Origin of the sequence: Neorhizobium puerariae (genome assembly GCF_042429745.1) — a bacterium.
GTDB lineage: Bacteria > Pseudomonadota > Alphaproteobacteria > Rhizobiales > Rhizobiaceae > Neorhizobium > Neorhizobium puerariae.
The window spans coordinates 474,967-498,409 of sequence record NZ_JBHMAA010000008.1 but is presented as its reverse complement, the minus strand read 5'-3'; the positions used below and the strand labels follow the sequence as shown (position 1 = coordinate 498,409).

21 protein-coding genes and 1 tRNA gene are annotated in these 23,443 nt (G+C 59.9%); 17 read left to right on the top strand and 5 right to left on the bottom strand.

Annotation, left to right across the window (positions count from 1 at the left end):
* The first annotated feature begins 119 nt into the window (after positions 1 to 119).
* Positions 120 to 989, top strand: a complete 870-nt coding sequence (locus ACFFP0_RS07685; RefSeq protein ID WP_377258441.1) for an NAD(P)-dependent oxidoreductase — start codon at positions 120 to 122, stop codon at positions 987 to 989.
* A gap of 29 nt (positions 990 to 1,018) precedes the next feature.
* Here the strand turns inward: ACFFP0_RS07685 and ACFFP0_RS07680 are convergent, their stop codons facing one another.
* Positions 1,019 to 1,468, bottom strand: coding sequence for a DoxX family protein (locus ACFFP0_RS07680; protein WP_377258438.1), 450 nt, complete (start codon positions 1,466 to 1,468; stop codon positions 1,019 to 1,021).
* Between the two features lie 158 nt (positions 1,469 to 1,626).
* Here ACFFP0_RS07680 and ACFFP0_RS07675 point away from each other — a divergent pair, with 158 nt between their 5' ends.
* Both ACFFP0_RS07675 and ACFFP0_RS07670 read left to right on the top strand, forming a co-directional pair.
* Positions 1,627 to 1,926: an Rdx family protein gene (locus ACFFP0_RS07675; RefSeq protein ID WP_377258436.1), complete on the top strand. Its 300-nt coding sequence runs from the start codon at positions 1,627 to 1,629 to the stop codon at positions 1,924 to 1,926.
* A gap of 102 nt (positions 1,927 to 2,028) precedes the next feature.
* Positions 2,029 to 2,113 (top strand) — tRNA-Leu (locus ACFFP0_RS07670).
* 190 nt (positions 2,114 to 2,303) lie between these two features.
* On the opposite strand, the gene ACFFP0_RS07665 is transcribed toward ACFFP0_RS07670, so the two are convergent.
* Positions 2,304 to 3,137: an enoyl-CoA hydratase/isomerase family protein gene (locus ACFFP0_RS07665; protein WP_377258434.1), complete on the bottom strand. Its 834-nt coding sequence runs from the start codon at positions 3,135 to 3,137 to the stop codon at positions 2,304 to 2,306.
* A gap of 123 nt (positions 3,138 to 3,260) precedes the next feature.
* Between ACFFP0_RS07665 and ACFFP0_RS07660 the strand changes: the two genes are divergently transcribed.
* Positions 3,261 to 3,647 (top strand): winged helix-turn-helix transcriptional regulator, encoded by a 387-nt coding sequence (locus ACFFP0_RS07660; RefSeq protein WP_377258431.1) that lies wholly within the window; start codon positions 3,261 to 3,263, stop codon positions 3,645 to 3,647.
* Between the two features lie 156 nt (positions 3,648 to 3,803).
* Here ACFFP0_RS07660 and ACFFP0_RS07655 read toward each other — a convergent pair whose 3' ends face one another.
* Positions 3,804 to 4,697: an NmrA/HSCARG family protein gene (locus tag ACFFP0_RS07655; protein ID WP_377258428.1), complete on the bottom strand. Its 894-nt coding sequence runs from the start codon at positions 4,695 to 4,697 to the stop codon at positions 3,804 to 3,806.
* An 89-nt stretch (positions 4,698 to 4,786) separates the two neighbouring features.
* On the opposite strand from ACFFP0_RS07655, the gene ACFFP0_RS07650 reads away from it, so the two are divergent.
* Positions 4,787 to 5,200 carry a winged helix-turn-helix transcriptional regulator gene (locus ACFFP0_RS07650; protein ID WP_377258425.1) on the top strand — a complete coding sequence of 138 codons (414 nt, stop codon included), beginning with the start codon at positions 4,787 to 4,789 and terminating at the stop codon, positions 5,198 to 5,200.
* Positions 5,201 to 5,351: 151 nt separating this feature from the next.
* Here the strand turns inward: ACFFP0_RS07650 and ACFFP0_RS07645 are convergent, their stop codons facing one another.
* A complete protein-coding gene (locus ACFFP0_RS07645; RefSeq protein WP_377258422.1) occupies positions 5,352 to 6,245 on the bottom strand; it encodes a LysR family transcriptional regulator in 894 nt (297 codons plus the stop codon).
* Between the two features lie 153 nt (positions 6,246 to 6,398).
* Between ACFFP0_RS07645 and ACFFP0_RS07640 the strand changes: the two genes are divergently transcribed.
* The 3 genes from ACFFP0_RS07640 (at position 6,399) to ACFFP0_RS07630 (ending at position 9,335) form a co-directional block, all read left to right on the top strand.
* A complete protein-coding gene (locus ACFFP0_RS07640) occupies positions 6,399 to 7,043 on the top strand; it encodes a hydrolase (RefSeq protein ID WP_377258419.1) in 645 nt (214 codons plus the stop codon).
* A 410-nt stretch (positions 7,044 to 7,453) separates the two neighbouring features.
* Positions 7,454 to 8,290 (top strand): alpha/beta fold hydrolase, encoded by an 837-nt coding sequence (locus tag ACFFP0_RS07635; protein WP_377258778.1) that lies wholly within the window; start codon positions 7,454 to 7,456, stop codon positions 8,288 to 8,290.
* Between the two features lie 76 nt (positions 8,291 to 8,366).
* Positions 8,367 to 9,335, top strand: coding sequence for a quinone oxidoreductase family protein (locus tag ACFFP0_RS07630; RefSeq protein WP_377258417.1), 969 nt, complete (start codon positions 8,367 to 8,369; stop codon positions 9,333 to 9,335).
* A 111-nt stretch (positions 9,336 to 9,446) separates the two neighbouring features.
* On the opposite strand, the gene ACFFP0_RS07625 is transcribed toward ACFFP0_RS07630, so the two are convergent.
* On the bottom strand, positions 9,447 to 10,187 hold the full coding sequence (locus tag ACFFP0_RS07625) for an SDR family NAD(P)-dependent oxidoreductase (protein WP_377258414.1): 741 nt from the start codon (positions 10,185 to 10,187) through the stop codon (positions 9,447 to 9,449).
* 144 nt (positions 10,188 to 10,331) lie between these two features.
* On the opposite strand from ACFFP0_RS07625, the gene ACFFP0_RS07620 reads away from it, so the two are divergent.
* From ACFFP0_RS07620 to ACFFP0_RS07580, 9 genes are all read left to right on the top strand, one after another.
* Positions 10,332 to 11,231: an AraC family transcriptional regulator gene (locus tag ACFFP0_RS07620; RefSeq protein WP_377258411.1), complete on the top strand. Its 900-nt coding sequence runs from the start codon at positions 10,332 to 10,334 to the stop codon at positions 11,229 to 11,231.
* Between the two features lie 384 nt (positions 11,232 to 11,615).
* Complete coding sequence (locus ACFFP0_RS07615; RefSeq protein ID WP_377258408.1) at positions 11,616 to 12,779, top strand: efflux RND transporter periplasmic adaptor subunit; 1,164 nt, start codon at positions 11,616 to 11,618, stop codon at positions 12,777 to 12,779.
* 3 nt (positions 12,780 to 12,782) lie between these two features.
* Positions 12,783 to 15,917 carry an efflux RND transporter permease subunit gene (locus ACFFP0_RS07610; RefSeq protein WP_377258406.1) on the top strand — a complete coding sequence of 1,045 codons (3,135 nt, stop codon included), beginning with the start codon at positions 12,783 to 12,785 and terminating at the stop codon, positions 15,915 to 15,917.
* A 292-nt stretch (positions 15,918 to 16,209) separates the two neighbouring features.
* Positions 16,210 to 16,818 (top strand): TetR/AcrR family transcriptional regulator, encoded by a 609-nt coding sequence (locus ACFFP0_RS07605; RefSeq protein WP_377258403.1) that lies wholly within the window; start codon positions 16,210 to 16,212, stop codon positions 16,816 to 16,818.
* Between the two features lie 497 nt (positions 16,819 to 17,315).
* Positions 17,316 to 17,978 carry a hypothetical protein gene (locus ACFFP0_RS07600; RefSeq protein WP_377258400.1) on the top strand — a complete coding sequence of 221 codons (663 nt, stop codon included), beginning with the start codon at positions 17,316 to 17,318 and terminating at the stop codon, positions 17,976 to 17,978.
* A gap of 91 nt (positions 17,979 to 18,069) precedes the next feature.
* Positions 18,070 to 19,371, top strand: coding sequence for an NAD(P)/FAD-dependent oxidoreductase (locus ACFFP0_RS07595; RefSeq protein WP_377258397.1), 1,302 nt, complete (start codon positions 18,070 to 18,072; stop codon positions 19,369 to 19,371).
* A gap of 219 nt (positions 19,372 to 19,590) precedes the next feature.
* Entirely contained in the window at positions 19,591 to 19,800 is a 210-nt protein-coding gene (locus ACFFP0_RS07590) for a hypothetical protein (RefSeq protein ID WP_377258395.1), read from the top strand.
* Positions 19,801 to 20,481: 681 nt separating this feature from the next.
* Entirely contained in the window at positions 20,482 to 21,534 is a 1,053-nt protein-coding gene (locus tag ACFFP0_RS07585; protein WP_377258392.1) for an extracellular solute-binding protein, read from the top strand.
* Between the two features lie 89 nt (positions 21,535 to 21,623).
* Complete coding sequence (locus tag ACFFP0_RS07580) at positions 21,624 to 23,441, top strand: ABC transporter permease subunit (protein ID WP_377258389.1); 1,818 nt, start codon at positions 21,624 to 21,626, stop codon at positions 23,439 to 23,441.
* Positions 23,442 to 23,443 lie beyond the last annotated feature (2 nt).

The window sequence follows — 23,443 nt, the reverse complement described above, 5'->3', positions numbered from 1 at the left end:
TCACCGTTCGGCGCCTGCCGTGGATGCCAGGCCGGCCTTCCGCAATTCAGAATCAGGAAGACGCAACCGGCCCGTTCTGCTTTAACTCGGGTAATGTCGCAATCGACGGGAAGATATCAATGACGGGAGATCGTATCGGTATCGTCGGGCTCGGCCGCATGGGAAGCGCCATGGCGGAGCGTCTGGCGAAACGGGGCTTTCCGGTAACGGGCTGGACCCGCAGCGGCCTTTCGCCGCAAAGAGCGGCAGGCCTCGGGATTGCGGCCGCAGGCGACCTGCCCTCGCTCTCGGCCGCCTCGGATATCGTCATCCTCGCGCTGCTGGACGATGCCGCCGTGCATGCCGTGCTCGACGGCCTCGCCGCAGCCGGCCCTGCCGGAAAACTGATCGTCGATACGAGCACGGTCAGCCCCGAAACGCTGCGCGTCCACGAGAGCGCGATGGCGGAGAAGGGAGCGACCCTCCTCGACGCGCCGGTTTCCGGCGGGCCGGAAATGCTGCTTGCCGGCACGGCAGGTCTTTATATCGGCGGCGCGGAGGAGGATTTCCGGCGTTTCCTGCCGGTGGCCGGGGCCCTTTCCAACCGCATCCATCATGCGGGCCGGCTGGGTAATGGCGCTTCCGCCAAGCTGATGAACAACATGATGCTGATGGGGTTCTGGGAGATCATGAAGGAAGCCGTGCAGCTTGGCGGCAAGGCCGGTCTTTTGCGCGACAAGATGATCGAGATCCTCTCCGGCAGCCCGGCGGCAAGCCCGGCCATGACATCGCGCCTGCCCGTCATCCTCGGCGAGACGGACAGTGTCGGCTTTCCCGTTTCAGGCGTCCTCAAGGATATGGGCGTGGTCTTCGACGTCGCCGCCCGCCTCGGCGTCGCGATACCGGCCATCGAGGCGGCGCATGCGAGCTTCAGGGCGGCAGCCGCGCTCGGCCATGGAGAATCGGACCTCGGAACCGTGGTGCGGCTGGCTCTCGAAGGGAAGGACTGAGCACCTGAGGCCCCGGCCCTTCCGCAGGATCAGAACGTGCGGCCGAGGCGGGCGTCGACCGAATGGCTGTTGCCGCCGCGAAACGCGAAGAACAGGAAGATGGCGGCCCAGAGGATGGATTTCTCGGCGCCCATCAGGCCCTGGTCCTGCACGATGCCGTGGAAATAGACCGTGACGAGCAGCACGATCATCGCGGCGAAGGAGGCCGGCCGGGTGAAGAGACCGATGGCGACGAGGATGCCGCCGAAAAATTCGGTGATCGCCAGGAGCGGTGACCAGAAGACGCCGGGATAGAAGCCGAGGCTCTCGACCATGCCGACCGCGCCGAAAGGATTGGTGATCTTGCCGAAACCGTGCGTGACGAGCAGCACGCCAGCGACGACGCGCAGGATCGTCTCGACGATCTCGTGGGTGGACGTATAGACAGGCGCGAGCGCCGGAATGAAAAGGCGGGAGTGGGAGGTGGACTGGAGAGCCATGGGAGGACCTCTTGGATTGGCTGTTGGGACGGGTTGTTCGTCGCAGTCACAAATTGCCGCTGGAGGCATGCATGTCGAGATGCGCGCATTCAAAAACTTGACTATTACAGGTGACATTATTGTGATGCCGGCTTGAACCGGCGAAAGGAAAGAATCCGATGGAAAAACCGCGCATTGCCATTCTCTACTGCACCCAGTGTAACTGGCTGCTGAGAGCCGGGTGGATGGCCCAGGAACTCCTGCAGACCTTCGGCGACTCCCTTCGCGAGGTGGCGTTGATCCCCGGCACCGGCGGAAATTTCGAGATCCGGGTGAACGATGAAATTATCTGGGAGCGCAAGCGGGACGGCGGTTTCCCGGGACCGAAGGACCTGAAACAGCGGGTGCGCGACATCATCGACCCGGACCGCGACCTCGGCCATGTGGACCGCGCGACGAAGGAAAGCGGCGAAGCGTAAGGCCCGCTTCGGGGTGGCGAACGAAGTTTTTCAACGACTGACATGGAAACTTCAAAAAGCCAGTTGACAGGGAGAGGCCACACCCGTACATGGCTCTCCGTCGCCCAGATGGCGGAATTGGTAGACGCGCAGGTTTCAGGTACCTGTGCCGCGAGGCGTGGAGGTTCGAGTCCTCTTCTGGGCACCATTTCCTATTTTAGAGCATTGATTTTGCTCGCTTTTTTACAATTCTTTGTCGCCTTTTTCTCCCCCACGGGGGAGATAAATCTGGATGCTATTTTGTTCCAGGCTGAATCGACATTCATTGCATCCAGATGATGGCTGCGGCGAGATATTTCGCCGCAGAGGTTTCGCCGTCTTGCTTCAGCTCGGGGACGTCACACTTCCAGCCCACGGAGCAGGCCTTCCAGGTTCCGTTCACCCTCCCTGGTCTGCGCGCCGGCCTTGAGCCCGCCCCGGATGAGCTTTTCGGCAGCGGGACGCGCGAACAGCCCCGACCAGGCGTCGTGCTCACGGCGAAAGCCATCTCGCAGGTCTACGGGAGGCACTGCCTTCTTGGCAGCGGCGATGACGCCTTCGGGCAAGGCGGCGATGTTGCGCGCCAGCCGGTCGACGAAGCCGTCGAGTTCAGAGGCCGGCAGCGCCCGGTTGATCCATCCGTAACGCTCCGCCGTCGACGCATCGACGAGATCGGCTCCGAGGATCACTTCAAGAGCCCGGCCTCGCGTCATCCGGCTGGACAGATATTGCGTGGCTCCGCCTCCGGGCGTGATGCCCATCAGCGCCTCGCATTGGGCAAGCCCCGCCCGCCCTTCGGCGGCGAACGCCATGTCGGCCGCCGCGACGAACTCCGCTCCGCCGCCTCGCGCCAGCCCGGCGAGCCTGACGATCGTCACCTGCGGCTGCTCCCGCAGCAGCTCGCCGAATGCCTGAAACGGGTTGAGACCTTTCGGCGCATCGCGCGCAAGCTCGTCGAAGGCATGCGGTTCATCGATCAACGTCATGTCGACATGGGCAATGAAGAACTCCGGATCGGCGCTCTGGAAAACCAGCACGCGGGTGTCCGGATCATCACGAACGGAAAGAAGAAAGCGGCGTATCTCGCTCATCAAGGGGACATCGAGAACGTTTACCGGCGGATTGTCGATCGTGATCGTCGCGATGCCGTGTGCCCGGAAGATTCGAAGCCGGCCGAAATCTGTGTCTGTCATAATGTAATCTCTGTTCTTCGGGAAACTCTGGCGCTGGTGTTCGCGCATTGACCTCAAAGTATTCATCGAATACCTAGCGTCAATTACGCACCTGAAGCATCCCAGGGATGCCGGAGGATACCGATGGATGAACCGACAAGTGAAAATGACCCTGTTTACCGTGCGGACTGCCCGAGCCGGGTGATCCTCGACCAGATCGCGGACAAATGGTCGATGATGGTGCTGGCGGTGCTTAACGAGCCCCGTCGCTTCAATGCCATCAAGCGCCGCCTCGACGGCGTGACCCAGCGCGTACTGACCCAGACGCTGCGCAAGCTGGAGCGCAACGGCATGGTGACGCGCAGGGTTCTGGACGGGCGCGTGCTCGGCGTCGAATATGCGCTGACGCCGCTCGGGCGATCGCTGCAAGGGCCGTTCTCGATCCTGTTCGACTGGACGGTCGAGAACATCGATGTGATTCAAAACTGCCAGCGCAGCTATGACGCGCGCGAAGATCAGGCCGCGGCGTGAATGGAGGCGTTGAACGGCGGGCCGGGAACGACGATGGAGAACCATAGCAACGCTGTTCCCCTCCATGTGGTCCTCTTGAATAAACGCGCGAGCGCATGTATCCGAACCGGGTGACCCTGCCCGTCGGTTTTTGGGACCTTATGATTGAAGGCGGTGTCAGCCCGGTATACTGCTTGTTCCCAATGCTTCGGCCAGCGCCCTGCGTCCACTGCCCGCGAGCCAGGATCGGAAAGACAGCAATTCCGGGTTGATCTCACGCATGGCGTCGAAATCGACACGTTCTGCAAGCGGGCCACCTTCCAGGCTTTTTGCCATGTGCGCGAGGTCCGCGTTCGCTGCGAGAACGTCATCGGAAAAGCGTTCGTAGGTGATCGGGCGACCGGTCGCTTCGGTAAAGGCAGCCTCAAGGTCATGGCCCGTCACGCGGTCGCTTGCGATCTTCAACGTCACGCCACCGAAGCGGGCCTTGTCGGCCAACACCGCGGCAACAAATTTGCCGATGTCTTCGACGGCAGTAAGCTGAATTGAATGTTCCGGTCTGATCAGAGACACCAGCCGGCCCTCATCCAAACCGAAACCGGGCCGTACGAGCATCTCCATGAAGATCATCGGCCGGATGATGGTCGCGGTGATGGAAAGTTCCCGAACGTGGGCCTCGATGCGAGACTTGGCATCGAAACGCGGGACGCCCGTCGGTTCATCTCCAACGCTGGCGCCCGACGAATAAACAAAATGGTCGACGCCGGCTTCTGTAGCGATATCGGCGATCAAAACTCCGTAACGGACTTCGTCCTCTGCCGCCAAGGTGGCCGGTAGCACGCTGAAAACCCCATGGACGTCCTTCGTAGCCGAGCGTATCACATCCGCGTCTTCGAATGAGCCCTCCACCAACTCGACGCCTGCATTCTGCAATTCCAAAGATGCGTCATCGGCGGAATTCAGAACAATCGCGCGAACAGGCCATCCGTTCCTCAATAAAGCTTTGGCAACAGATCCTCCCTGCCGCCCGGTCGCGCCGAAAACCAGAACAGGACGTTTGCTATTGGTCACTTGAAACCCTCGCGTTAAACAAGGGCTATCCATATATACGAATTCAATGCTGCCGGAAGACGGCACATTTTTCAGCATCAGGCACAAGGATGATACCCTTGGACAAGCAGATCCATGCCGACACGCTGCAAAGATCAGAGAATGATCGGCTGTTCAGGCCTATCCCGTCAAACGGAGTTTGCACGCTCCTGAGCGACAAATGGACTGTTCCAGTCCTCTGGCGCCTTTGGCTGGCGAAGGGGCAGCGACTTCGCTTTTCAGCGCTCAAGAAAGAGGTTGATGATATCACTCAGCGCATGCTGACGCTCACATTGCGCAACCTCGAACGCGACGGGTTCGTCGCGCGCCACTATTATCCCGAGGTGCCACCGCGTGTCGAATATGAGCTGACCGAAATGGGTGGCAGCGTTCTGCGCGCCCTTGAGGGGCTTAATTTTTGGATTCAGGACAATCTGCACTCCGTTAAGGAGTGTCGCCGCGCGTACGACGATGCCAAATCATAAATCCCGACATTGCTGCGGACGACCTGGTCGACGACGTCTGCCGACTCGTCGCGCGTCCCCTGCGGAACGCGGGCGGGGTCGAGCTCGGCGCCTCGCTATGGAGCCGCTATCGAACGCGGGTTCCTGACGGGGGCTTCGCAGCGGCCGCGTCCTAGCCGTCGCGACCCCAAACGTCCGGATTTCGTGCGAAATACTCAGTCAGCATGTCGGTGAGAACCCGGACTTTCCGTGTGGGATGCTGACCCGGCGGGCGGACGACATACGTGGCCCCCGGAGGCACCGGATAGCGTGTCATGATCGGGACCAGCGCGCCGGAGGCCACATATTCATATGTGATGCAATCGGGAAGCCAGGCGATGCCGAGACCTGCCGCCGCCGCGGCGGCAAGCGCCGTGGCGCTGTCGGCCTTGAACCGGCCCTGCGGCTGGACCGTGACGATCTTGCTGCCATCCATGAACTGCCAGGCTTCCGTTCCCTGCATGAGGGCCTGATGGGTGACGAGTTCGTCCGGGGTCTCAGGCGACCCGTGCGCCTTGATGTAATCCGGGCTGGCGACGAGCTTCCCATGGATCGGCCCGACACGCTTCGCGATCAAATTTGAGTCCTGAAGGTATGCGCCCCGGATCGCGCAATCGAAACCTTCTGCGATGAGATCGACGAAGCGATCGCTGTAGGAGGTCTGGATGTGAAGCTGCGGGTGCAGACGCGCCATGTCCGCGAGCACCGGGGCGAAGTGGGTCGGGCCGAAAGTCAGCGGCATCGCAACCCTCAGGCGGCCGCGCAGCTCACCGGTGGGGAGGATCGTTTCCCTGGCGGTATCGATCTCGGCGCTGGCTCTGGCCGCATGATCCCTGAACGTGATTCCCGCTTCCGTGAGCGCCGCGCCGCGGGTCGTCCGTGCAAGAAGCTGGACGCCGAGCTCCGCTTCGACCCGAAAGAGCCGTCGACTGACGATTGACTTGGAGACGCCAAGCCGGCGCGCGGCGGCCGATACGCCCCCGGCGTCGGCCACTGCGACGAATGTCTGTAGATCTTCGATGTCCATTCCGGCGTTCCTCGTTTCGCGACACAGCTTGCCCGACTATGGCACTACCGCATCCCCAAAAGGAACGACAAATTGCGTCCGGCAACGTCGCCTGCTGGCGCATGTCTCCCGTGAACCCATCGCCGTCCATGGCGGCAGAGAAAGGAAGTCCTGATGACCCCTCGTAACGGCCTCGATTCGCTTCTTCGCCCCGAAGATTCGGTCCTCGTTCTGATCGATCACCAGCCCTATCAGCTCGCGAACCTGAACAGCCACGATCCGCAAGCTGTGGTCAACCTCACGACCGCGCTGGCGAAGCTGGCAAAAGCCTTCGATGTTCCGACCATTCTCACCAGCGTGATCGCGGCACGCGGTGGACTTCTCTTCAAGCAGATCACCGACGTATTCCCCGGCCAGGAAGTCATCGATCGCACCTGGGTGAACACCTGGCAGGACGAGAATGTGGTGAACGTCGTCAAGGCGACCGGCCGCAAGCAGCTGATCATCGCCGGCCTGTGGACCGAGGTCTGCGTCGCAATGCCGGTGATCCAGGCCGCCGGCGAAGGCTGGGACGTGACCGTGATCACCGACGCGTCGGGCGGGATTTCGAAGGAGTCTCACGAAGTTGCCATCCAGCGAATGATCGCGGCCGGCGCGAACGTGATGACCGTGATGGCGCTCGCCGGCGAATGGCAACGCGATTGGGCGCGCACCGAGCATGTCGAGGAGCTGACCGAGATTCTCATCCAGCACTTCGGCGGCAGCGGCATCGCCTATCTTTGGGAGCAACAGCTTCTCAACACGCCAGTAGCCGGCTGATCCCGGCCGGGATGGCGAGTATTTCGGTGAGGGTCGGAATCGATCCGTTCGCCGGCCCTCGCCATCCTCTCCTCACAGGGAAGCCTTGTGATGTCAGCGATAAATCCACGTACGCGGATGCTGGCCCTGGCTGACCTGGCAGCGGTGAAGCCTTCCGCCGAAGCGGCTCGATCTGACCCGCCGTAATAGACCCGTTCGTGTGCGGCGACTGCGTGTGATCCCACCGCGCCCCCTTTTGAACAACTCGCGGAGACTCCCCGATGCCTCCCACCTTCACCCTTGGCCTGCCGCTCACCCGCCGCGACGTCCTGATCTCGGCCTCGGCGCTTGCCGCAAGCTTTGCCTTTCCATTCGGTACCGCGCATGCCGCAGGGCCTGCCACCCAAGACACTCTGGAAGGAGAACACACCATGGGCTTCGTCACGACCGACGACGGTGTACAGATTTTCTACAAGGACTGGGGTCCCAAGGACGCCCAGCCGATTGTCTTTCACCATGGCTGGCCGCTCAGCTCCGACGACTGGGACGCGCAGATGCTTTTCTTCCTGTCAAAGGGCTATCGTGTCGTCGCGCATGACCGGCGCGGCCACGGACGCTCGGAGCAGGTCGCCGACGGTCACGACATCGATCACTATGCGGCCGACGCGTTTGCCGTCGCCAGGGCGCTGGACCTGAAGAACGCGGTTCACATCGGCCATTCCACCGGCGGCGGCGAAGTGGCACGGTATGTGGCGCGACATGGCGAACCTGCGGGCCGGGTGGCCAAGGCCGTCCTCGTCGCCGCCATTCCGCCGCTGATGCTGAAGACCGGCGACAACCCGGAGGGCACACCGATGGAGGTCTTCGACGGCTTTCGGATGGCACTGGCCAGCAACCGCGCGCAGTTCTTCCGCGACGTTCCGTCGGGCCCGTTCTACGGCTTCAACCGCGAGGGCGCGACGGTTCATGAAGGCGTGATCCAGAACTGGTGGCGGCAGGGCATGATGGGGAGCGCCAAGGCCCACTACGACGGCATAAAAGCCTTCTCGGAAACCGACCAGACCGATGACCTCAAGGCGATCACCGTGCCGACGCTGGTGCTGCACGGCAAGGACGATCAGGTCGTTCCGATCGCTGCCTCGGCGTTTAAGGCGGTCAAGTTGCTGCCGAACGGCTCGCTGAAGACCTATTCCGGTTTCTCGCACGGGATGCTGACCGTGAACGCGGATGTGCTGAACGCCGACCTTCTGGAATTCATCACGAAATGAAGTGGCAACCGGCGCAGTTCCCGTTGGTGATGCGTTCAACTCTTCTCCCAAGCGAGTGATGGGCAGCGAGAGAACCATGAAAGCAGCCATCTACGATCACCCCGGTCCGCCCGATGTCCTTCGTTACGCGGATGTGCCCGATCCGGTTTGCCCGAGCGATGGCGTCCTGATCCGCATCGAGGCTGCCGCCATCGAGGGCGGCGACCTGATCAATCGCGCGTCCACGCCTCCACCCCATCCAGCCTTTGTCGTCGGCTATGCGGCCGCCGGTGAAATCATCGCGGTCGGAGAGAATGTGAAGAATCGTCATGTCGGCCAGAAGGTGACGAGCTTCGATCTCGCCGGGTCGCATGCGGAGTTGCGTGCTGTCACCGCCAGCCGGACCTGGCCGGTGCCGGAAGGCCTCGACATGCCCGAGGCCGCGGCGCTACCGATCGCGTTCGGAACCGCCCATCACTGCCTTTTCGCAAGGGGTGGCTTGAAGCGTGGCGAAACGGTCCTCATCCAGGCCGGCGCCGGCGGCATCGGGCTCGCCGCCATCCAGCTCGCGCATCTGGCAGGCGCGACGGTGCTTGCAACTGTCTCCGGGATCGAAAGGGCCGAACGCCTTGTCGAACTTGGTCTCGATCATGCGATCGATCATCGCTCGGCCGACGTCGTCGATACGGTCATGCGCCTGACGGAAGGTCGCGGCGTCGATCTGGTCGTGGACCCGGTAGGGGCGACCCTGCAGGATTCCCTGGCGGCGCTCCGCCCCGAGGGGTGTCTGGTGTTCGTCGGCAACGCCGGCGGTTCGCAGCTCAGTATCGATCTGTGGCCGGCGCTGCAGGCGAACCAGTCGCTTTTCGGCGTCTTCATGGGAACACAATTGGAAAAACCGGATGTCTACCTTACGGTTTCCAGGATACTGCAGCTGGCGGCAACTGGTGATCTCAAGGTGATCGTGGACAGGACGTTTCCGCTCGCAACTGCCGCCGAGGCCCACGCCTATGCCGAAAGCAATTCCATCCTCGGGCGCGTCGTCATCGTCCCGGCCGGGCAATGAGCATCGTCGGCCGGATGATCGCACGCGCGTAGCCGGGTGGGCCATCGAACCAGACCAGGAGAGGGAAAATGGATAAGCCCGACTTCAATCGCCTTTGCCGGCGTGACCGGTTTACGCGTTCGCGCCTCCATCCACGGCAACGACCGTGCCGGTCACCATGCTTGCAGCAGGGCTTGCGAGAAATGCGACAACATCAGCGATTTCACGCGGCTGCGCAAAACGCCCGAGCGACGTAAGGCCCCGCTGGAAATCAGCACTTTCACCGTCTGCCGGGTTTGCCTCGGTGTCGGTTGACCCGGGCGACACGAGATTCACGGTGATGCCTCGCGGACCCAGTTCGCGCGACAAGCCGCGCGTGAATGAGAGCAGCGCCGACTTCGACATCGCATAAGCCGTCACGCCCGGAAAGGGGACGCGATCTCCAAGACCCGACCCAATCGAAATGATGCGGCCACCCTCGGGCAGGTGCGGTATTGCGGCCTGTGCAAAGGCGAGCGGCCCGCGCACGTTGACGTCCATCAATTCCTGGAATTTTGCAAGATCGATATCCGCGATTGCGCCGGTCAGTCCGACGGCTGCACTATTGACCAGAATATCGAGGCCACCGAGCGTTTCGACGGTCTGGTTGACGGCCCGCCTGATGGCCTCCGGATCGGCACTGTCGGCCTGGACGGCCAATCCACGGCGGCCCAGCTTCTCGATCGAGGATACGACGCTGTCCGCGCGCTCGACCGAGTTCTGATACGTAATCGCGACGTCCGCCCCGTTTTCGGCCAGCGCCAGCGCGATTGCGGCGCCGATCCCCCTGGACCCTCCGGTTACGAGGGCGCGCTTGCCCTTGAGATCAATCATGTTCATCCTTTCACAGCATGTCTATGGCGGCCCGCATTCAGGCCCGGAAACGTCGTCAGCACGATCTCTTTGTGCCCTGAACATAGGCCGAGACGGGAAGAGCAGCATTCCCGATCGCACCAGAGGCTTGCCTGATCCTGCCAAATGGTTATCCTTCAGGCGATGCCAGACGCCCGGAAGCTCATCAGTCGCCTTTTGGACGACGTTGCCCCCTTCATCGTTCCGCGCCCGCAGGCCATTGGCCTTCCGACGCCTGTTCCACGCTTGACGATATGGACGAGCACCCGCGCCACGCGGCCTACGCCGGCGCTGTTCGAGCCTATGTTTTACGCCGTCGTACGAGGCACCAAGGTTTTGATCATGGGCGCCAATCGCTTCGAACTCCTGGCAGGCGCCTGCGCGGCATCGTCCTTCGGCCTGCCCTATACCCACCAATTGGCCGGTGCGACACCCGACCTGCCTTACATCGGGATAAGCCTTCATCTCGATATCGGCATGCTGACGCGTGTCATGCTCGATATGCCCAGGCGCGATGATCGCTGGACATGCGCGGTGGCAGCAGGCGGTCTGGACGGTTCGGTCGGCGAGGCCTTCGTTCGTCTCGTCGGGCTCCTGCGCCACCCTGACGATATTGGTGTGCTTGCACCGCTCTACGAGGCCGAACTCTACTATCGGCTTTTGCAGAGCCCCATGGGCGATACACTCCGCCAGATCGGCCAGCGAAACGAGCGGTTCCAGCAACTCAAGGGGGCAGCCGACTGGCTCGCGGCCAACCATAGCGAGCCCGTCATTATCCCCGACCTGGCGGCTTCCGCAGGCATGAGCGTCACGTCATTTCACCGGCATTTCAAGGCGGTTACGGGGTACAGCCCGCTTGCCTTCCAACGCCATATGCGCCTTCTGGAAGCCCGAAAGCTTCTGACCGCCGGTAGCGCCAACGTTTCGCGAGTGGCCTATCAGGTAGGTTACCTTAGTCCCTCGCAGTTCAGCCGGGAGTACAAAAGCATGTTTGGCAACTCGCCCGTTGCCGATCTGCACCGCTGAAGCGCGCCTTCCTTCTTCAGGCCACGACGACCGCATCGCTAAAGGATAGTTATTCTCCGCGAGGTCACCGGAAGCGGCGGTGGTCGTCACAACTCTCTCTTTGACGAAGCCGGTTTCCGTTTTTGGTCGCGAGACCTTTACAACCATCCGGTATGTATAATAATTACATCCGATGAACCCCGGAAGCAAGGCACCTCTCCAACGGCCTTGGCCGAATGAGGGTGCAGAGAGAGCGGCTCGATGACAGAGGCTTCGATGGAATTACCACCCGGGGACGGATGCATGACACGCGTTTGCGGATTCCGTCTGCCCGCGCAAGCGACAGCGATGCGTGCCGGTTCATACGCACTTCTTGTCCGCTTCGAGACCTAATTTTTTAATCCTATGGAAAGGCCAGACATGCCCCGAAACACCCCCTCCGGGTTCTTGCGATGCGTCGTACTCGTTGCATCGCTCGCGACCATTCCTGCGACAGTTTATGCCCAGCAACAGCCGGTTCCATCCGTAACCGTGGAATCGGTTATGCTCAAAGATTTTACGCTGAAGGCCCGGTTGCCGGGGCGGATCAAGGCTTCGAATGTCGCGGAGGTGCGTCCGCAGGTATCCGGCATCATCCTGGAGAGACTTTTTGAAGAGGGTGCCCGCGTCAAGGAAGGACAACCGCTCTACAAGATTGACGACAAAACCTATATCGCTGCGGTGGCGTCAGCTCAGGCTTCCGTGGCCCAGGCGCGGGCGGACTATGACCTTGCGGTGATCCAGGCACGCCGGGCCGAAGATCTGTTCACCAAGCAGACCGGTTCGGAGTCCAACCGCGACAACGCGATTGCCACGCGCGACAAAGCAGATGCGACGCTGCAAATGGCCAAAGCGCAACTCACCAGCGCCGAGATAAATCTCGAACGGACGACGATCCGCGCCTCTCTGACGGGGGTTATCGGTCTTTCCCAGACGACAGCCGGCGCCCTGGTCTCAGCCGAGCAGGCGACGGCACTCACGACCATTCGTGCGCTTGATCCGATCTATGTGGACGTCACCCAGTCGGCAACTGATCTGTTGCGGTGGAATGCTTCCGGCGGCGCCGCCGCTTTTGGCGCCGCGGGGACCGCATCGATGATCCTCCCCGATGGCACGACCTATCTGCACAAAGGAGAACTCAAGGCCGCCGAACCGCAAGTGGTGCCCACGACCGGCATGGTGACCCTGCGCATCACGTTCGCCAATCCCGATCATATGCTACTGCCGGGGCTCTATGTCGAAGTGGAGCTGCCGCAAGCCATTGCGAAAAACGCGATCCTCGTGCCGCAAAACGCGGTCATGCGCAATACCAAGGGTGAAGCCTATGCCTGGGTCGTCGAGGATGAAAAAGTTGCTGTACGCCCGCTCACCATCCTCACCAATTCAGGCAATACCTGGGTCACCACCGCCGGACTGAAGGCCGGGGATAAGGTCATCACCTCCGGCTTCCAGAAGATTGCGCCCGGCGCCACGGTGAAAATAGAGCAGGCCCCTGCGAAAGAGCAGGCTGCGGTGAGCGGGAGCAATTGAGCAATGGCACGTTTCTTCATCGATCGCCCTATCTTTGCCTGGGTGATCGCCATCATCATCATGGGCCTTGGGGTGCTCTCCATCCTCCGCCTTCCGATCTCGCAATATCCTTCCATCGCCGGCCCATCCGTCGTTATCGGCGCGACCTATCCAGGAGCCTCGGCCGAGACCGTAGCGGATACAGTCGTCCAGATCATCGAAAAGGAGATGACCGGCCTGGATGGTCTTCGGTACATTGACTCGAGCACGACCTCCACAGGTCGCGCGACAATTACCATAACATTCAATCTGGGCACCGATCCCGACATTGCCCAGGTCCAGGTGCAAAACAAGCTTAGCCAGGCGGAGGCAAGCCTGCCCGCAGAGGTCACGCGTCAAGGCCTCACGGTCGAAAAATCAGCGACCGGCTATCTCATGGTCGTCGCGCTGATCTCGCAAGACGGAGCACGGTCGGCGATCGATCTCTCCGACTACCTGAACTCCTATATGGTCGAACCGGTCTCGCGACTGAAGGGCGTGGGCAAGGTCGAGGTATTCGGGTCGGAATATGCAATGCGGATATGGCTCGACCCGCAGAAGCTCAAGTATTACGACCTGTCTCCAAGTACGGTCGTCTCGGCGATCACCGCGCAGAATGCGCAAATCTCCGCAGGCTCGTTCGGTGCCATGCCCGCCCCCGGGGGGCAGTTGCTAAACGCGACAGTGACAGCGCAATCCCTGTTGAAGACGCCTGGGGATTTCGAGCGGATCGTGTTGCGGGCGGACACCGACGGCGGTTTGGTTTTGTTGCGCGACGTTGCCCGCGCGGAACTAGGCTCGGAGAACTACGAGGTCACGAGCTTCTTTGATGGTCAACCCGCCTCCGGCATGGCAATCCAGCTCGCCTCCGGTGCGAACGCCCTCGAAACGGCCGGACTTGTCAAGGCGAAGATTGCCGAACTGGCGGAATATCTGCCGGCGGGAGTGAGCTATGTCGTGCCCTACGACACGACACCGTTTGTTTCTCTCTCCATTGAGGCGGTTATTCACACGCTTGTGGAAGCCATCGCACTTGTCGTGCTTGTAATGCTGCTTTTCCTGCACAATTTCCGCGCTACGCTCATCCCGACGCTGGCAGTGCCTGTTGTTCTGCTCGGTACGTTCGGCGTGCTGGCGGCTCTCGGCTTCTCCATCAACACCCTCACCATGCTGGCCATGGTGCTTGCCATCGGTTTGCTCGTCGACGACGCCATCGTCGTGGTCGAGAATGTCGAGCGGCTCATGCGGGATGAACATCTCGATCCGGTCGCGGCCACGAAAAAGTCAATGAGCGAGATCCAGGGGGCGCTGGTGGGCATCGCCATGGTCGTTTCCGCCGTCTTCGTGCCGATGGCCTTCTTCGGCGGTTCGACCGGTGAAATGTACAAGCAGTTCTCCGTGACGATCGTCTCGGCGATGGCCCTGTCGGTTCTCGTCGCGCTGATATTCACGCCCGCTCTCTGCGCAACGCTGCTCAAAGCGCATTCCCACGAGCCTAACCGAGGGCTGGCGGGTCGATTCAGCGAATGGTTCGAGAGACGTTTCTCAGGATTGACGAACATTTATGCCGGGATCGTACGCAGTACAACGCGGCGTCCGTTGCGAATGTTTGTCGTTTACCTGCTTCTGGTCGCAGCAATGGTTGTTCTGTATCAACGTACACCGACTTCGTTCCTTCCGGATGAAGACCAGGGAACGCTACTGACCGTCATTCAGACACCCTCTGGAACAACTGCGGAGAATACCGAAAAGGTCCTACGGCAAGTCGAAAATTACTACATGGCTGCCGAGGCGAAGAATGTTGAATCCGTCTTTTCGGTAAGCGGCTTCTCTTTTGCCGGTCAGGGCCAGAATATGGGCATGATGTTCATCAAGCTGAAGGACTGGGAACAGCGGGCCGGCGCCGAAAACTCGGCTCAGGCTATTGCGGGGCGTGCTTTTGGGCCGTTGATGGGCGGCATAAAGGAGGCGATCGTAGTGCCGATCGTCCCTCCTGCCGTCATGGAGCTCGGCACGTCGAATGGCTTTACGGCTTTTCTCCAGGCCCGGTCCGGCCAAAGCCACGAGCAGTTGCTCGAGGCTCGTAACTCTCTGCTCGGCATGGCCTCGCAGAGCAATAAACTCATGGCCGTCCGACCAAATGGGGTGGAAGACGCTTCGCAGTTCCAGCTGAATATCGACTGGGCCAAGGCCGGTGCCGTCAGTGTGACGGCTGCCGATGTGGGCTCGTTCCTGACGACGGTCTGGTCGAGTTCCTATGTCAACGACTTCCTCTACGAGGGCCGGATGAAGCGTGTCTATGTGCAGGGCGAACCCTGGGCAAGAACAGGTCCCGTAGATTTGTCGCTCTGGCGCGTTCCGAACGCCAATGGCGACTTCGTCGATTTTTCGACATTTGCCACGCAAGACTGGGTCTTCGGCCCACAACAAGTCAGCCGCTACGATGCTCTGCCGGCGATGGAAATCGAAGGGTCTGCGGTGCCGGGTTTCTCATCAGGCGAGGCGATTGCCGAAATGGAAAGCCTTGCCGCAAAGCTTCCGCCAGGGTTCAGTCTCCAGTGGACGGGCCTGTCGTTGGAAGAGAAGGAAGCAGGAGCAGGGGCTCTGCCGCTCTATGGCCTCGCGCTCGCGACCATGTTTCTTTGCCTTGCTGCGCTTTATGAAAGTTGGACGATTCCAATCGCCGTGCTTCTTGCCATGCCGGTCGGCATATTGGGCGCGCTTCTGGGCGCCTGGATCGGAGGTCAGTCAAATGGCGTCTACTTCCAGGTCGGCTTGCTCACCGTCGTGGGTTTGACGGGGAAGAACGGCATCATGATCGTCGAATTCGCCCGCGAAAGGATGGCTCAGCTCGGCGAAGATGCATTCGCGGCGGTCTGTGAGGCTGCAAAACTTCGTTTTCGACCGATCTTGATGACATCGCTTGCTTTCGGTCTCGGCGTCGTTCCGCTGGTCATCTCCACAGGGGCCGGAGCGGGCGCGCGTCAGGCGATTGGTTTTGCGACATTCTTCGGAACAGTCACTGGAACCCTGCTTGCAATCGTCTTCGTGCCTGTGTTCTTCGTGTTGGTGAACAAGCTCTTCAGTCACCGTTCAAAGAAAAGTATGGCCGTCGCCTAAGGTGTGTCCTCCTGCATATAGTTCTGTCCGCGCCACGATTTGGTGCAGGCTGCAACGACGCCGAGCCGGGATTACTCGGCTCGGCGTTCATCCTCCGGGATGGCTGTCCCGTATATCAAGGCGGCATTCCCGTCTGTTGCCATCTGGTTTCGAGCAGAGTTTCTCGTCGTGGAACCGGGTGATGAATAACTCGATGTTTCAAATCTTTACCTGCGATCATATCCACAAGAAAAAGCATGGCCTATATACAAACATATCGCATGTTTGATGCCCGAATCGTGATGAGGATGATGTGGTAAGGCGTACGAAGGAACAGGCGGCCGAAACCGGCCGGAACGTATTGCTGGCGGCCGAGCGCCTTTTCCTCGATAAGGGCTATGATAATGTCAGCCTCGAAGAAGTTGCAACACTTGCCGGAGTTACTCGCGGTGCTGTGCACTGGCACTTCAAGAACAAGCAGGGACTGATCCTTGCCCTGCGCGATGAAGGGCAGGAACCTTTTCGAAAGCTCGCTGACGATCTCACTTCGAGCGTCGGGGCTGCTTCGCTTGAAAAACTCGACAAGCTGATATCGGAGATGTTCGCTCGGCTGGAACATGATGCAAGGCAGCGTGGCCTGTTTCGGGTCATGCTGCGTCTTGACATAGCACTTGCCGATCAAAGTCAGGATAGCGGAAGTTCCTTCCACGATGAGATGGCGAATATAATCCTGCGTATCCTGCGGGCGATTGAGCGTGATTCGGGGCTTTCTCCCCCTTGGACTCCTGAGAAGGCGGCATCCATGCTGACCGCAACGATGTTGGGCCTTATCGTGGAATGGTCGCTCGGGCAGCGGAACCATCGTCTCTCCCCAGACAGAGCAAATCTCATAAAAATGATGCTGTCCTCCTGGGAGCGCTGACGAGTATTGGTCGACATCCTGCGCCGCCGCATTTTCCCTCTTCGGACGGACTCCCAAATGCGATCAGGCGGAACGATGCGCGGATGCGGCATTACGTTTGCTTGCGCCCTTACTCCCACACAAATGCACGGACCTGAAACCTGACCAGATGGGTTGGTGCTTCCTCCCTACTGCTCGGACCTGCGACCGTGACTTGGCGACATGGTTGGCGCCAGGCGACCATGAATTGAGCGTGAACGCACCGGATCAATTCGTATCGGCTATTTACAAACATTTGGTTTGTATGTATATATTTCCCCGCAATATGGGGGTGTCTTCATCGTGTTGAGCTCATTGTCCAACGATCCCATCCATCCATCGTGTGACGCAGGACCACGAGGAACCAGGCTGCTGGCCGAGCAAGAAGATATTCCTCATCAGTCTGCCCAGGGTTTGCTTCACGGAAGTCAAACGTTGTTACGGACATTCGCCCGGCACCCCCAGGGCGAGGTCCGGTGATGTCCGGCCACTACCCCTCATCCGGACATCAAGGGGGACGCACACATGCCGCTGCGCGCGTCCCCCTTTCATTGCTTACGCTTAAAAGTGCGATATTGAATCGGCGAAAAGTGACTTCCGAGCGCTTCCATCAACCGTCGGCATGGCTGCGATTGATCGTCCTGGGAGTTCTTCTCGTCGATCTAGCGATATTGACGTTCGCAAATACGCAATTTGGCCGAAACATAAGTGGTTACTGGCCAGGTATGGGTTTCGTGTTTGGTGGGTTGCTGATTGGCATTATCATCATGCGACTGGCTCGACCTCTGCTCTATCTGGACTGGATCGCCGTTGCGGTTTTGAAGATTGTTCTGGGTTTTATGCTCGCGCGCGATCCGTTGCAGACAGCATTACCAGCATTTTTATTGTTCAGTTTCGCCTTTACGATCCTTGGTGTCTTAAAGATATGGATCGGGATCTCCTTCCCGTTCGGCAGGGCGGCGGCGTCACTGACCGCCGGGGGGCTTGTCAGTCTGTTCATCGTCGCAGGTCTTGTTGTCGATCGGGTTGCCGAACTCGGGATAGGTGCTGATACCATTCTCGCCATCGACCTTACGATTGCAGGTCTTTCGATCATCGGCTTCGGACTCGCCTTGCGCCCTCCACCCGGGACGACTTCCTAAAGCATGAGTAAACGCGAAGACCGTTCGCCCAGGGTCGCTCACATGGCTCTACTTTTCGTTATAGCCCGAAAACAGCGGATCATTATTCAGGATGAACCAATTGAAAGATCACAATCTTGTTGTTGTCGGCGGCGGGGTCGCCGGCCTTGAAGTCGCCACGGCATTCGGCCGCCGTTCAAAACGTGGCGCGGGCGCGTCCGTAACGCTGGTGGATCGCGATGCATCCCATATCTGGAAGCCCATGCTGCACAAGATTGCAGCAGGAACGGCAAATACATCACAACAGCAAACCACATTTCTTGCCCAAGCGCGCGCCGCGGGCTTCACGTTTCAGCCGGGTGAATTGAGCGGATTGGATCGAAAGGCGCGTGAGGTTGAAATCGCTCCGATCCATGCACCGGACGGGCGCCTGCTCGTTCCCGCGCGTCGTTTAGCCTACAATAAACTGATCCTGGCAGTTGGCAGTCAGGCCAACGATTTCGGCACGCCCGGCGTTGCTGAGAATTGTTTCATGATTGACTCGCGTCGCCAAGCCGACGCTTTCAACAATGAATTACGCATCCGATTGCTGCAATGCATTGCACAGAAAGACAAGCTCTCTATCGGTATTGTCGGTGGCGGGGCCACCGGCGTGGAGCTCGCCGCTGAGTTGCTGCTTCTTGCCGAGGCCGCGACCGCCTACGGCGCCTATGACTTGCCGTCACTTATCTCAATCACCCTGATCGAGAGCGGGCCGCGCCTGCTGGCAGCCTTCCCGGAGGATATCTCGCAGTTCACACGCGAGAAGCTCGAAACCCTGGGGATTCGGGTCATGACAGGCGTTCCGGTGAACGCCGCCGATCCGGACGGCTTCCAGTTGCAGGATGGGAGCCGTGTCCCCGCCTCGCTCAAGGTGTGGGCGGCGGGCGTCAAGGCACCGGAGATCCTTCAGAACCTCGATGGGCTCGAACTAAGCCGAAGCGGCCAACTCATCGTGAGAGCCTCCCTGCAGACGACCATCGATCCCGATATTTACGCTATAGGCGATTGCGCCAGCCTGACGCTGTCCGATGCCCAACGGCCGCTTCCCCCCACCGCCCAAGTAGCCCATCAGCAGGCTCAACATCTTATTAGACATCTGGACGAGGCAATCGAAATAGGAGCCCAGCTTCCTGATTTCCAATACAAGAACCTCGGATCGATCGTGTCGCTGGGTGAATATGACGCATTTGCATCTCTCGGGCAGTTCGGTTTCTTCAAAGGAATGAGTCTGCGCGGGCGTCTCGCACAGCTCAGTCACATCATGCTTTACCGAAGCCATCAGGCACGCCTTCATGGTTTCTGGAGGGGGAGCCTTCTATGGATCATCGACCGACTTGATGCCGCTTTACGCTCGTCCATTCGATTGGATTGATAATGGGTGGAATTCGTTGACGAAAAGATGAATGAGCGTTTCGGCAGAGGAATGGTGGCTCGCGATGCCCAGTCAACGGGCAAAACTGGGTGATATTATCGCGTGCTTCAGTCCGGAACGGTAGGACCTGGCGACGTGTTGACGCGCCTACGCCGCCAACCGTCTTGCCAGCAACAGGATCGAAGACCGGACAGTATGCCTCGACGGCCGGAAAACAACGTGAAGCCGGATGCGATAAGAATTCGGCCGGCCGCAGGCAGGGACGTGATTGCCATTAGCGAGATGCTGCAGCAGCTGGTTGCCGCCGGCAAGCGCTCGTCTCCGATCGATCCGGACTTCGTGACGAACACCTATATCCACAATCCCAACGGGATCTTGTGTTCACTGGCCAAAGATGATCACAGCAGCCTGCTTGGCTTCAGTCGCTGATCCGGGCGCATGAAGGCAATCGATATGGAACGCCAGTGGGATGAAGTATCACCGGCACCCATGTCTCTCCTCTCGCCGCACGTATTTCTCAAGGAACAAAATTAGAATTTACTCAAAATAAACCATGATGTTCCATTATTGGAACACTAGAAGCAGACGATTTGCATAAGGTCTTTTCGCTTCCCCGAAGAAATCTCCGGTTGAACGTGACCTTCGACGCTCCGGCTTTTCTGCCGAACGTGGGGGCAAGGACATTTGCGGAGACTGCCAACAGGGCGGCTCGCACCGGTCCCCACCTTCCTGTCCGAAACGGAAAAGAGCATCGGGACGCTTTTTTTGTGGAGTTCGCGTCAGCAACACCGTGGAGATCGAGGAGTTCTCCCCGATCGTAAGTGCGATGTCGGCAACACCACCGCGCGGCGCATCGCCAAGCATGATGTTCTCCCTCCCCAACACCATTGGGTAGAATGTTTCCCTCTCTGCGTTCAATTCAGTATTTCTTTTTGAATACAGTTTCGACAGAAATGCTAGATAATCAGCCGTGCTCAGGGCAACAGGTGCGGCACCAGGGGAGTGGACTCAATCAGGCTTGAGAAAGCGATCTGTCCGCAGCCCGAAGCAGCATCCGAAACGAAGTCCGACCAGACGTCAAAGCGAGGTGTCATGCTCACACGATTGCAATTGAACCGACGAACCCTGCTGAAATCCGCGGCGGCGACATCAACGCTGCTGGCTGCCCCGGCAGTGCTCGGTCAGATAAAAGATGTGCTTTATGTCGGCGTCGCCCATCAGGATGCGGCATCCGAAGCCTTCATGAAGCCCTTCACCGCGAAAACGGGAATCGAAGTGCGGACCGCCGCCCCGTCCAAGGAGAACAGCTACACCCGCTTCAAGGTGCAGGTGGAAACCGGCCAGTACGACATCGACGCCGGCATGGGGACGTCCTTCGACACCGCCAACCTCATGCTGCGCGAAGGCTATGTCGAGCCGGATCTGGGCCTGCCCGAAGACCTGACGTCGCATTTTCCGGCGCAGGCGGTCCGCAAGCACTGGCTCGGCTTTATTTTTGTGCCCTTCGTCATGGCATGGAAAACCGGGAAAGCTCCGGACAGGCTCCTCACCTTCGCGGACTTCTTCGATACGAAGACCTATCCGGGCCTGCGCGGGCTGCGCAAGCGCCCGAACGAGAACATCGAACTGGCGCTGCGTGCCGACGGTGTCGCGCCCGCCGACATATACAAGGTGCTTTCGACCGCCGACGGCTGGGACCGCGCCTTTGCGAAACTGGACCAGATCAAATCGAACGTCGACGTCTGGTGGGGCGACGACTCCACCACGCCGCAGCTTTATCTTTCAGGAGAGGTGGAAATCTGCCCGACCTACTGGCACCGCACCTTCCTGATGCGCAAGGAGGGGATCGACATCACTTCGAATTTCGAAGGCGGTTTCTATAACCTGGCGGGCTGGGTCATCCCGAAAGGCAATCCCAAGGCCGACCTGGCGCGCGAGTTCATCCGCTTTTCCATGCAGCCGGAAAACTATGCCGAGTATGTCAAGCGGATGCCGATCGGACCTCTCGATACGCGGGCGCTGGATCAGCTCGATCCGGAATATGCCAAACAGATGCCGACCAATCCGGAATTCTTCAGCAAGCTGGCATTCATGGACGCCGACTTCTGGGCGAAGAACCGCGATGCGGCGGATGAACGTTTCGCGGCCTGGCTTCTGAACTGATGTTGCCGGCGACGAGGCAGGTCGGCCTCGTGCTAGCGCATGCGCTGGATTGAAAGGTTGGGCGGGAACACGATGCAGAGACTCCTGCGATGACTGACAGCCTCGATACCCTGGGAACGCAAAGGCCGGCAATCACCACGAAGCCATGGAAGGAACGGCTTTCAGGCCTCTGGCCGCTTGCCCCCGCCTTGGCTTTCATGCTGGTTTTCTTCCTTTATCCCGTCGCCATGCTGCTCAGCCTTTCGATCAAACATGTCGATGGCGGCGGCTTCACGCTGGATAATTTCCGGAGGATTTTCGACACTCCCGTCTATCTCCGCATCTTCCTCAACACTTTCCAGGTCGCCGCACTCTCGGCCCTGCTCTGCGTGCTTGTCTCCTATCCGGTGGCCTATCTGCTGGCCTCGATCTCCAAGACCTGGCGCGCGCCGTTGCTGCTGCTGGTCATGGTGCCGCTCTGGACCAGCTTTCTGGTGAAAACCATCGCCTGGATTGTGCTGCTCGGCAACAGCGGGATGCTGAACAGCCTTCTGGCCGGCTTGGGCTTTGGCAGGATCAAGATGATCTACAATGCAACCGGGGTTCTGATCTCCACGGTCCATACGCTGGTGCCGATCACCATCCTCATCATGCTCTCGGTGATGCAAAATATAGACCGCAACCTGATGCGCGCCTCGGCAACGCTGGGCGCACGGGGAGCGCATTCCTTCTGGAGGGTCTATTTCCCGTTGTCGATGCCGGGGGTCGTTGCTTCCGCGCTGATCGCCTTCGTCAACGCCATGGGCTTCTTCGTCGCCTCCCAGCTTCTGGGCGGGCCGCGCGATATCATGATCGCGCAGTTCATCGTCCAGCAGATCGATGAAGGGTTCAAGTGGCAGTTCGCCGCCGCCTTGGGTGTGACGCTACTCATCATCACGCTGGTGGTCTTCTACCTGTTCGACAAGGTCCTCGGCTTCGCCTCGCTGGCGGGCGATCCGCAGCGCAAGGCGCAGCATCGCAACTCTGCGCTCCGGCGAACGGGAGCGGCGGTGCTGGCCATCGTGAGCTGGCTCTCCGCCTGGCTCGGAGCAGGCTTTGATTCACTGCGGCGGTTGCTGTGGGGAAAGCGCTTCGGTCGGGTAAACGGACGTCCGCGCGTAGAATTGTGGCTGACAGCCTCGCTGATCCTGTTCTTTATCGCCGCGCCGGCATTGGTGCTCTTTCCGGTCGCCTTCTCGGACTCGGCTTACCTTGCCTGGCCGCCCAAGGGCTTCACGCTCCGTTGGTTCGAGCAGTATTTCACGTCGCCCGAATGGCGCGAAGCCACGGTGCGCTCCATCGTCGTGGGGCTGATCACCGCCACGCTGGCGATGCTGCTGGGCATTCCGGCGGCCTTCATGCTGGCACGGCGCAACGTGCCCGGTAAGCGGGCCATCATCGGGTTCCTGCTGCTGCCGATGGTCGTGCCGACGATCATCGTGGCGGTGGGGCTCTATTACCTGTTCGCTCAGATGCAGATCGCCAAGACCACGTTGGCGGTGGTGCTCGGGCATACGGTTTTTGCAGTGCCTTACGTGGTCATTACCGTCATGACGGTGCTACGCAACTATGACATCCGGCTGGATCAGGCCGCCTGGACTCTGGGCGCAAACAAACTGGCGACCTTCCGTCATGTGTCGTTCCCGATCGTGCGGGTCGGGATGATTTCCGCCTTCCTCTTCGCCTTCCTGCAATCCTTCGACGAACTCACCGTGTCGCTGTTCGTGGCGGATTCGGCCAACACCATGCTGCCTCGTCAGCTTTGGGGAGCGAGCATCTGGAACATCGAGCCGCTTCTGGCTGCAGTGGCGATGATCATGCTGGCGATCGTGCTGATCGTGGTTCTCGGCAGCTACGCGCTTCAGGCGAGCGCACGGCGACGCGATTGAAG